Here is a 9,847-nt window from a genome sequence, read left to right on the forward strand (position 1 = left end):
TCCTCTTATTTTTGTCGTCTTGAACCCGTCATGGCGACAATTCCGGACGGCTTCTCCTTGGTTTTGTCGTCTTGAACTCTCCATGGCGGCAATTTTGGACGAACCCCTCTTATTTTTGTCGTCTTGAACCCGCTATGACCACATTTCAAGTCGATCTAAGTACGAGGCAAATACCTGCCAATAAAAGAGACTTTTTATAAGAATCACACTACATTTGGAACCATTCCATGAAACAAGAAATTCAAGCCATGACTAAGCATCAGAACCCGAAGAATGGATGGCGGCACAAATTAAACCAAAATACGTGGGCACCTCATAAGACAATAATTCAATTTGGCGCTCCTCCTTGGGGATCGCCCCTGCTAGGACAAGCGTCTGCCAAATCCCATCAGGCTTGGCTGCCTCAATAAAGCTGGCATCAAAATGAGCCATCTTTTCCAATTCGTTCGCTTCCATGAGCTCCACCACATGATCATCAAACCGTTTAGCTGCAGGGTCAAAACCATAGGGACCGATTTCTGCATGGGCATGGGCCCAATCACAGCTCGCAATGAGACCCACTTTCTTATTGGATTTCTGAACGGCTTCCCGAACAATTTTTCCAAAACGAATATGCTCAGCAAAGGATAATTCCCTTGTAGGATTGATGACGACAACCGGAACATCCGGCATAAAGCGAAGGGGGACAATGGCTCCCCAATCAAGCGGCAAGCAAGAAATCGGACCAGCGGCGGTACCAAAATTAATGGCAGCCGCTGGTATTCCCTCCTTGCGGGCAGAGGCGTAAATAAGTCTGGCCATCTCTCGATCTACTTGTTTTTCCATATAAAAGGTTTCACCGTTTTCCTCAACCGAACCTGACATTCGTTCAGAGTCCGTCATGGAAAATTGCCGATCCACCCTAACGCCATGAGGTGTCAGGACAATTAAACAATCTGGATTAGAAGCGGACATTCGTTCACCCAGCTTGACCATGTTGTTTCTTGTCAAAGACATCCTCTTAGGGTCTTTTCCTTGCAATTCGGGAATCAGTTCACCGCCATGTGGAGTCATGCAGGCAAATGCAAATGGATTCATAATTATTTCTGCCTCTTTTCTTTTTATCAAATTCCTATTTTCTATTAAGAAATACCTTGATTCAATGATCTTCGTAGGTAAAAAAGAACATACGCATATTTAATGGAAAATTCGGTATATTTTCCCGTAAAACTATTATACACAAAAAAACGATTGGCTTGGTCTAGCTCTCAGTCTCATTTTATTAAAAATTAGATAAAAATAATAAACACCCACACCCTATCCGCAGCAGTTACACGATATAATGGATATATAGTACGAAATTTCTGTCATCAAATGCATATAATAAGGGTTTGAGTTTATTTCAGGAGAGGAATTATGATGAAAAAAATAATCGAGTATACCCGTTTTCCAAGAACCAAACAATCGATTGCAGAAGATTTACGAGCCTTAGGACTTAAAAAAGGAATGACCCTGCTAGTGCACTCCTCCTTATCATCCCTTGGCTGGGTAAACGGTGGAGAAATCGCGGTGATTCAAGCGTTAATAGAGGTTGTTACCGAGGAAGGGACCATCGTGATGCCCTCCCAATCAGTCGAATTATCAGACCCAGCAGAATGGCAATACCCTCCCGTTCCGCAGGAGTGGTGGGAAACCATTCGAGACACTATGCCAGCCTACCATCCAGATTATACGCCCGTCACCACGGGTTTAGGAAAAATAGTCGAAGTGTTCAGGAACTATCCCGGAGTAATCAGAAGCAGCCATCCCAACTATTCATTTGTCGCTTGGGGCAAAGAAAAAAATCACCTCCTTGACGACCATAGCCTCGATTTTGGGCTAGGGGAACAATCCCCTTTAGCGAAACTTTATCATCAACAATCATTTGTATTATTGCTGGGGGCCCAATTTGGCAGTAACACTTGTTTCCATCTTGCTGAATATCGGATTCCTTATCGAAAAATAGTAAGCAAAGCTGCCCCGGTGCTAATGGAAGGAAAAAGAGTCTGGAAGGAATTCAAGGATTTGGAGTTCAGAGAGGAACTATTCGATCAGCTGGGCGAGGATTTCGAAAGGGAACATGCCCTATTATCCGGTAATGTAGGCTCCGCCGATTGCCGGCTGTTCTCCCTGAAAGAAGCGGTCGATTATGCGGAAGCATGGTTAACAAATTATGATCATAACAAATAAAATGAGGATGACATCAATATAGGATTTTTTTCATACTATACTTTTGGGGTGATAAAATGCCAAGAGTAAATTACCGAAGTTCGGACGTTGATTTAATGGCGAGGATGATGAGGGCCGAGGCCGAAGGTGAAGGAAAACAGGGAATGCTGTATGTAGGAAATGTCATTGTGAACCGGCTCGTAGCCGATTGTTTAGACTTTAAAGGATTAAGAAACATTAACCAAGTTATTTTTCAGGTGCAAGGAGGAAATTATTCCTTTGAAGCCGTTCAAAAAGGGAATGTCTTTTATCAACGGGCAAGAACGGCTGAAAAAAGATTAGCCAAAATGAATTTGGATTATTGGAGGGATCACCCAGGAAAATATGCCCTATGGTATTTTAATCCACATGCTCCCTGCCCTCCGACATGGTACGATCAACCGCAATCCGGCCAATTTAAAGAACATTGTTTTTATGAGCCAAAAGCCGGAACATGCGAAAGTGTTTATCGAGGCTAAGCTTACTCTTTGAGTAAGCTTTTTATACGTACCCGTTATTTGTGCCCCTCTAAAAACGCCTCAATCTCAGTTCCCAGCGGTATAGCGTTCTGCGCGCCGGGCTTAGTCACCGTTAACACGGAGGCCGCCGTGGCAAACAAGAGCGACTCCCTTGTCTTTTTTCCGGAAGCTTTCGCGGCTGCAAAAGCGCCAATAAAAGTGTCACCGGCTCCCGTTGTATCAACCGCAGGCACGATAAACCCGGAGGTGCGGATCGCGCCTTCCTCTTTTGAAACATAATACGAGCCCTGTTCTCCAAGCGTTAAAATAACGGTACTCACACCATGGGCAATCAGCCATTGGACAGCCTCTTCCATGGCCGCCTCTGTCCGAATGCGGATACCGGTTACGACTTCAATTTCGGTTTCATTTAAAATGAGACAATCGATAAACGGAAAAATCTCCACCGGAATCTGAAGCGCAGGCGCCGGATTAAAAAAGGTACCGACCTTTCGTTGTTTGGCCTGCTCCAAAACGTAGAAGGTCGTTTCCACGGGAATCTCATTTTGCAATAAAACAAAATGGGCATGATCCAGCAAGTGGAGCCGTTCCTCGATGTCTTGGACAGTCAGCTTCCCGTTTGCGCCTTCTGATAAAATGATGGTATTTTCACCGGATCCATCAACGGTAATAAACGCCATGCCAGAGGTTCCTTGTTTTTTCATGATGCCATTCGTTTGGACGTCAGCGTCGTGAAGGGATTTCAGCAATGCCTCCTGATAGGGGTCAGTTCCGACGGCCCCTAACATCGTGACCTGTCCGCCTGCCCGCGCAGCCGCCACAGCCTGATTAGCCCCTTTTCCTCCTGGTGAATAATCCGTACTTAACCCATGGATGGTTTCACCCGGAAGCGGATGGTTCACTACCCGATTGACAATATCCATATTGATACTTCCAACCACCAGAATACTCATCTTTACCCGCTCCTGTTTAGATTAAAGGATAATAGACCCAATGTTACCGACAGAGCCTTTCTCTTACTATAAAAATACATAAAAATGATGGAATCTACAATTGTTTCCGACTTTATTTAAGTAACCCTACTAAAAAACCTTTAAAACTACCAATCTTTGGTGACGTGCACGCCATAATCCCCTTAACCTAAAGGAAAAATAACTTCAATCAAGGTTCCGTCCTCATCGCTCCAAAAATTGACGCAGCCATGATGATTTTCGATAATTTGCTTAGAAATCATGACCCCTAAGCCGGTTCCGCTTTCTTTCGTTGTAAAAAATGGTTCTCCGATACGCTGAAGGAGATGCGGCGGAATTCCATTGCCTGAATCCTTAATAAGGATTTTTACCTTCTCATCGGTACATTTTTTGATTTCAATCGTAATATTTCCTCCATCCGGCATCGCCTCCATGGAATTTTTCAAAAAATTGATAAACACTTGCTTTAGCTGATTTTTATCACATTGAAGGCTGACGTCTCCACATTCATTCAATAAATCAATTTGGACATTATTCATATTGGCCTGTGTATCAATGAGCGCTTTGACTTCCTCAATTAACGTGCTCATTTTCTCTTTTTGAAACTTTAAATCCTGCGGTTTGGCAAGGACCAATAATTCGCTGAGGATCAGCTCGATTCGATCCATTTCAGAGTGAATGATATCGAAATAGGTTTTGTTTTCCAATTGCGCTTCCAATAGCTTAATAAATCCTTTAATGGCCGTAAGTGGATTCCTCACCTCATGTGCAATTCCGGCAGCCAGCTGCCCGGCAATGGTTAATTTCTCCGAATTAAGCAAAAGAGTTTGCGTCTTTTTCCTTTCCGTCATATCTCGAATCAGGATATGCTGGGCTGCCTGATGGTTAAAAAAGGTCGGAATTCCTTTCATCTCCACCTCAAGGGGAGTGCCATCCACACGAATCAAAACGAAGGGCATAAAATCAGTTACCTCTCCGTTCATCACCCTTTTTATTCGTTCCTTTACTGCTTGATGATCATTGGGATGAACAAAGTCTACTAGCGTTCTCGAGTCCATTTCTGCCATACTGGCAGCGTGAAACAATTTCAGGCCTATTTCGTTCACGTATAAAATTTTTTCATGGCCAGCAATGACAACTGCATCTGGTGAATGTTCCATTACATTTTGCAAAGCTTGTTTCAGGTTTTTCATTTCTTCTACAAAACCGTTCATCTTTATCTATTAATTCCTTTCCCGTTCATTTTTTCCATAAAAAAACCAAGATGGAATAGACCCACCTTGGCTTGTGTTTAGCTCATTTATATGTCTAACTCACTTCCGCCTCTATTATGGATTGGATAAAATGAGAGCGATTGCACTTTTGTCTAATTGAAAGTCCCAATCCACAAAAATGTCATCCACTTTCGTTTGGAGAATGCCCTCAAAATGGCTGCTATTATGCAACAGCCGCTTTTCCAGATTTCGTTTAGCAAGCCGCAATGTTTCCGAACCGCCTAAACGAATTAATTCTTTTTCGATCGCCACAAGGATTCCTTCCCGGATGACCACCAATGTTCTTGGATTCAATAGGTAGGAATACACCTTTTCTGGCTCTTTTTGGGCGAGAATACTAATTCTCTTTATTTCTGCATGAAGGTTTTCATTTCCTTCGTATGTATGATCTTTCATGGGTTCAGCTGCCTCAGGGGGTGTCCCGATGCAGACAAATATTCCGGTTTTATTATGAAGCCCCCAGTCATAATAAAATTCCTTTACTTCCATTCCCGTTAGAATGGTGATGTATGCCCTAAATTCGGGAATGAGCGTTTGCATAAGCATATCCCGTGTGGTTTGAACCATTACTTCTTGTCCTTGTCCCAATAAAACTCTTTCGGAAGGCGACAGAAAGTTTCTTAAATAAATGGCCAAAATAGAATCGTTATAGGAAACAAAAACGGATTCAGGTCCCTTCCCAAAGTTTTCGCGAAGTGTTCTTCCAATATAACCCGCTAGTTCTAGCTGCACTTGTTTGTTTTCCAAAGAAAACCATCCTTTATAAGATAAAAGCATTATTTCTTTTATCCTACTCTTATTTTATAGGGCAATAATGAATTTATCAATTTATCCTTTTTTATATTCACAAAATTTTTAAGAATCTCACTCCTTCATAGAGAAAAAGAGCAGTCAAAATGGTGATCTCGACTAAATGTTTAATCCTTTTGTCTTTTATAGATGAACTGTATTCTTTACACTCCCTTTTCAAGGATAAATTATTCTAAGATGTGGATGTTCCGCATAATTTGTATTTTCCAAGGCTATATTAGAACCGTCACCCCATGGAGCATCAGAGTCTCTGAAATATTTTCTTCTACCTGTTCTTTACATATATATTAATGAAAGCTTTCATGAAATTCATAACATTGGCTGAATGGGAAAATAATAGTTAAGAGGTGAGAATATGAATGAAAACAACTTTAAACTGACATCTTCTGAGATCGGAACTTTATGGGGGGAATATGTGAACGGTACGATGACAGATGTAGTAAATCGATATATGGTCTCTATTATTGAAGACGAGCAAATAAAAGCCATTTTTAACGACGCCATAAATACATTCGATAAACAAAAGCAACAAATAGTCACTTTTATCCAGAACGAAGGGTTTCCAGTTCCTATTGGATTTACTGACTCTGACCTGTATAAAGGGAAAACAAGATTATTTACGGATATATTTTGCCTCAATTATTTACATATCATGACATTACATGGTCTGCTAGGACACAGCACTGCATTAGCTGTTTCGGTAAGAAAAGATTTAAGAAATTTTTACGATTCATGCGATAACGATGCAAAAAAGATGTACCATCAGACCATTGAGGTATTATTGGAAAAAGGAAGTTTTCAAAGAGACCCCTTTTTTTATCCAGCGGATAACCCTCAATATGTATCCAGCCAAGATTTCACGGATGGATATTTCGGGAAGGGCAGGAAATTAGCAGCGACAGAAATCATTAGTATTTCTTTTAACCTTAAAAAAAGCGTTATGGCTAAAACACTGTCTATTGCCTTTAGTCAAGTAGCCCAAACAAAAGATGTAAGAAAATTTTTAACCGATTCCGAAAAAACAGCTGATAATCAAATAAAAGCCTTTGCAAAAATAATGCAAGCGGATAATTTGCCCGTACCGAGATCCATGGAAACAGAAGTAACTACTTCAACAGACTCCCCTTTTTCGGATAAGTTAATGCTGTATCATATGGGATTTTTATTTCAGGCAGCACAAAACTATCATGGGGCAGGTCTAGCATCAGCCATGAGAACAGATCTTGTGACCGCTTATGAGGGTACTATTTTAAAGAATCTTATGGTAACAAAAAAATGGTTTAATTTGATGGTGCAAAATAAATGGCTAGAGCAGCCTCCACTTGCTCCTAATAGAAAAGAAATGGCAAGGGAAGTGTAGAAATCCGTAGGGGCAGATAAGGAAAACAGGATTTACAAGCGGAGCAACGCCCTTCCTGGGTTTGGGCAGTTGTTACAGATCCTTCTAACTGCCCATTGTTATTGGTTTCCGGTACCATAATTGGATGTTTCATTAGAAAAGTCATAAATAAGCCACCCTCTATTTTTGAAGAGGATGGCTTTTAATGTGGTTTGCACAAAGGTTTCTAACGAAAGCTTTTCGGTAGTTGTGCAAGAACATAAGATTATCTATTAATTCTTTGAATAATCCTCATATTTATCACAAGAACAAAGTAGATGAAGGGATAGGATATCGCAGAATACCAAAGTTTCCACCCATTATAGTAAAAAAAATCAGTCTGTAAAGAAATCCATTCAAATATAACGGAAAATAAAGACCAGAGTATGATATAAAGTGCTTTTTTATCGATCCTTTTATCTAAAGGATAGAAATTGAGAAATAAAAAACTAATGGAGGGAAAATATAGAATGATTCCGAGAAGCCCCATCCATTGAAATCCTTTTTGAAAATAGCCATAAAAGTCATAATGTATATCGAATATCATATCAGCTGTCAAACCGTATGCATAAGCAAATAAACAGGTAGCATAAATTTCAGCCTTATTGATCCTTTTCGGAACAAAAAAGGACATTATGTTAGAAATGATAAAAAGAATATATATGAGGATCCACAACATAATTCTCCTTCCCTTAAAACTCTTAAACTGACTGTTACTCTTAATTTTACTATGCTCTATTTTTTGAAAAATAAGCAATAAAAAAGGACATATAGTTTAGAACCCCTAAAGTCACCAGAAGCAAGGGAAACAACTTATGGTTGCCCTCATTTTATATCCGTCAATATCTCTTAATAACTACACTCCTTGAACAAACATGATATTCTAATAATAATCACTTAGGAGAGTGGAATACATAAAGATGAGGGATGTTACGTGGAGACAATACTATTTGATGTAGATGACACTTTATATGATCAATTGCAGCCCTTTAAACTGGCATTTGAAAAGAAGTTCCAGCACATAAAGGATCTGCCGATTGATCAACTTTTTATTTCCAGCAGAAAGCATAGTGACAGACTATTTAATCAAAGTGAAGCAGGAACGATTTCCTTGCTGGAGTTACATACCTATCGCCTTATGGCTGCTTGCCAAGAATTTGGTCTGGAGATTAGCCAGGACGACGCCATAGAAATCCAAAAAACCTATGAGGAAGAACAGCAAAAAATAACGCTTGTTCCTGAGGTAGAATACCTATTAGAGCACCTATATCAGGAAGGGAAACAACTAGGAATCTTGACAAATGGCCCTTATGAGCACCAACTGAGGAAAATAAACCAGTTAGGTCTTGGCAAATGGATTCCGGATGAACATATATTCATTTCTTCCGCGATCGGGGCGGCTAAGCCTGCTCACGAGGCGTTCCAATTTGTTGAAAAAAAGCTCCGTTTAAATAGGGATAAGACCGTTTATATTGGAGATTCCTTTGATAATGATGTAATCGGGGCGAAACAGGCGGGATGGAATTCCATATGGATGAATCATCGAGGAAGAACGATGCCTAACTCTACTTTTCTTCCAGATCAAATCGTCCATACACATAAAGAATTATGGCAGTTATTTTTACTATAGAAGATTTTATGTTTTCTTCTATAATGGAAATAACTAGAAAGCACAGCAGACTCCCACTTTAATAGATAAAAAGAGAAGTGCTGTGAACACTTCTCCCTGCAGCCACTGCCGTCAGGACAGCGGCTGTCTGTATTATTCCCTTTTGCTCGTGACAGCGTTAGGTGGTTTTCTTGTTTTTTAAGACGTTTCTCCGTTAAGAATGGCCGAGCAAGAAGTTCACCAGTTCCCGGGTAAACTCCCCCGAGATCTCTATATTAGACAGATGCGCACCACTCAGCTCCACATATCGCGCACCCCTTATCTGTTCGGCAAGATATTGCCCATCACGAGGAGGCGTCGCCAAATCCGCTTTTCCTGAGATCACCAATGCCGGTACTGCAATAGATTTCACCGCATCACGCAAATCCATATCACGTACGGCCGCACAGGCCAAAGCATACCCGTCAGGAGAAGTCCCTAAAAGCACCCTCCTTACCTGCTCTGCCTCATCCGGTCCTTTCTCAAGATAGGATTCCGTAAACCAGCGTGCCAAAACCCCTTCCGTGATCGCTGCCATCCCGCCGTCTTGCACAGCCGAAATCCGGGCATCCCAAATAGTGCGCGGACCAATGAAGGCAGCCGTATTGCAAAATGCCATTTTTCCAAGACGCTCCGGCACATTCAAAGCCAGCCACATCCCCGTCATGCCGCCCATCGAAACACCTGCAAAATGGGCCCGTTCAATTTCCAAGCCATCTAACAGGCCCACCACATCCTGCCCGAGCTGCTCAATCGAATATGGCCCCGCTGGAACATCAGATTGGCCGTGACCGCGTGCATCATATCGCAGGACCCTAAAATGCTTAGTTAATTCTTCGATTTGCGGATTCCACATGGAAAGATCCGTACCCAAAGAATTCGAAAGGACCAGCACCGGAAACTCCTCCGGACCGTCGAAACGGTAATGCAAGCGGACCCCATTCACTTCAATAAAATTCATACCCATCCCCCTCCATAACCTGCCGTATTGTAAAAACTTTTATTTAAAACAGGCTATAAAATACCTTGATAGAGGGCTTTATAAGCAAAAAAATTGTCAC

The 9,847-nt window shown here is 41.3% G+C and carries 10 protein-coding genes; 4 read left to right on the plus strand and 6 right to left on the minus strand.

From position 1 onward, the window contains the following. Window positions 1-252: 252 nt before the first annotated feature. The gene (locus tag NFS43_RS24010; RefSeq protein WP_251555501.1) at window positions 253-1,077 is read right to left on the minus strand and encodes a DODA-type extradiol aromatic ring-opening family dioxygenase; all 825 of its coding nucleotides are present in this window, start codon (window positions 1,075-1,077) and stop codon (window positions 253-255) included. A 321-nt stretch (window positions 1,078-1,398) separates the two neighbouring features. On the opposite strand from NFS43_RS24010, the gene NFS43_RS24015 reads away from it, so the two are divergent. Both NFS43_RS24015 and NFS43_RS24020 read left to right on the plus strand, forming a co-directional pair. After that, window positions 1,399-2,208, plus strand: coding sequence for an AAC(3) family N-acetyltransferase (locus NFS43_RS24015; RefSeq protein WP_251555502.1), 810 nt, complete (start codon window positions 1,399-1,401; stop codon window positions 2,206-2,208). Window positions 2,209-2,264: 56 nt separating this feature from the next. Then, window positions 2,265-2,705 (plus strand): cell wall hydrolase, encoded by a 441-nt coding sequence (locus tag NFS43_RS24020; RefSeq protein ID WP_251555504.1) that lies wholly within the window; start codon window positions 2,265-2,267, stop codon window positions 2,703-2,705. A gap of 35 nt (window positions 2,706-2,740) precedes the next feature. Here the strand turns inward: NFS43_RS24020 and rbsK are convergent, their stop codons facing one another. The 3 genes from rbsK to NFS43_RS24035 all read right to left on the minus strand — a co-directional run bounded on the left by rbsK (window position 2,741) and on the right by NFS43_RS24035 (window position 5,697). Next, window positions 2,741-3,658 (minus strand): ribokinase, encoded by a 918-nt coding sequence (gene rbsK, locus NFS43_RS24025; RefSeq protein WP_251555505.1) that lies wholly within the window; start codon window positions 3,656-3,658, stop codon window positions 2,741-2,743. A 182-nt stretch (window positions 3,659-3,840) separates the two neighbouring features. Further along, window positions 3,841-4,890, minus strand: a complete 1,050-nt coding sequence (locus tag NFS43_RS24030; RefSeq protein WP_251555506.1) for an ATP-binding protein — start codon at window positions 4,888-4,890, stop codon at window positions 3,841-3,843. Window positions 4,891-5,004: 114 nt separating this feature from the next. Beyond that, window positions 5,005-5,697 (minus strand): Na-translocating system protein MpsC family protein, encoded by a 693-nt coding sequence (locus NFS43_RS24035; protein WP_251555507.1) that lies wholly within the window; start codon window positions 5,695-5,697, stop codon window positions 5,005-5,007. Between the two features lie 418 nt (window positions 5,698-6,115). On the opposite strand from NFS43_RS24035, the gene NFS43_RS24040 reads away from it, so the two are divergent. Next, window positions 6,116-7,120, plus strand: coding sequence for a DUF3231 family protein (locus NFS43_RS24040; RefSeq protein WP_251555508.1), 1,005 nt, complete (start codon window positions 6,116-6,118; stop codon window positions 7,118-7,120). 244 nt (window positions 7,121-7,364) lie between these two features. Here the strand turns inward: NFS43_RS24040 and NFS43_RS24635 are convergent, their stop codons facing one another. After that, entirely contained in the window at window positions 7,365-7,817 is a 453-nt protein-coding gene (locus NFS43_RS24635; protein WP_420910359.1) for a CBO0543 family protein, read from the minus strand. A 255-nt stretch (window positions 7,818-8,072) separates the two neighbouring features. Here NFS43_RS24635 and NFS43_RS24045 point away from each other — a divergent pair, with 255 nt between their 5' ends. Beyond that, window positions 8,073-8,768, plus strand: a complete 696-nt coding sequence (locus NFS43_RS24045; RefSeq protein ID WP_251555509.1) for an HAD family hydrolase — start codon at window positions 8,073-8,075, stop codon at window positions 8,766-8,768. Window positions 8,769-8,961: 193 nt separating this feature from the next. On the opposite strand, the gene pcaD is transcribed toward NFS43_RS24045, so the two are convergent. Then, window positions 8,962-9,747, minus strand: coding sequence for a 3-oxoadipate enol-lactonase (gene pcaD / locus NFS43_RS24050; RefSeq protein WP_251555510.1), 786 nt, complete (start codon window positions 9,745-9,747; stop codon window positions 8,962-8,964). Window positions 9,748-9,847: the final 100 nt, after the last annotated feature.

The sequence above is a fragment of the Neobacillus muris genome (assembly GCF_943193175.1).
GTDB lineage: Bacteria > Bacillota > Bacilli > Bacillales > Cytobacillaceae > Neobacillus > Neobacillus muris.

What these genes read in the sequence shown, in the direction of transcription:
- NFS43_RS24010 (WP_251555501.1), bottom strand. Translation starts at nt 1,077, where the DNA reads ATGAATCCATTTGCATTTGCCTGCATGACTCCACATGGCGGTGAACTG.
- NFS43_RS24015 (WP_251555502.1), top strand. Translation starts at nt 1,399, where the DNA reads ATGAAAAAAATAATCGAGTATACCCGTTTTCCAAGAACCAAACAATCG.
- NFS43_RS24020 (WP_251555504.1), top strand. Translation starts at nt 2,265, where the DNA reads ATGCCAAGAGTAAATTACCGAAGTTCGGACGTTGATTTAATGGCGAGG.
- rbsK (WP_251555505.1), bottom strand. Translation starts at nt 3,658, where the DNA reads ATGAGTATTCTGGTGGTTGGAAGTATCAATATGGATATTGTCAATCGG.
- NFS43_RS24030 (WP_251555506.1), bottom strand. Translation starts at nt 4,890, where the DNA reads ATGAACGGTTTTGTAGAAGAAATGAAAAACCTGAAACAAGCTTTGCAA.
- NFS43_RS24040 (WP_251555508.1), top strand. Translation starts at nt 6,116, where the DNA reads ATGAATGAAAACAACTTTAAACTGACATCTTCTGAGATCGGAACTTTA.
- NFS43_RS24635 (WP_420910359.1), bottom strand. Translation starts at nt 7,817, where the DNA reads ATGTTGTGGATCCTCATATATATTCTTTTTATCATTTCTAACATAATG.
- pcaD (WP_251555510.1), bottom strand. Translation starts at nt 9,747, where the DNA reads ATGAATTTTATTGAAGTGAATGGGGTCCGCTTGCATTACCGTTTCGAC.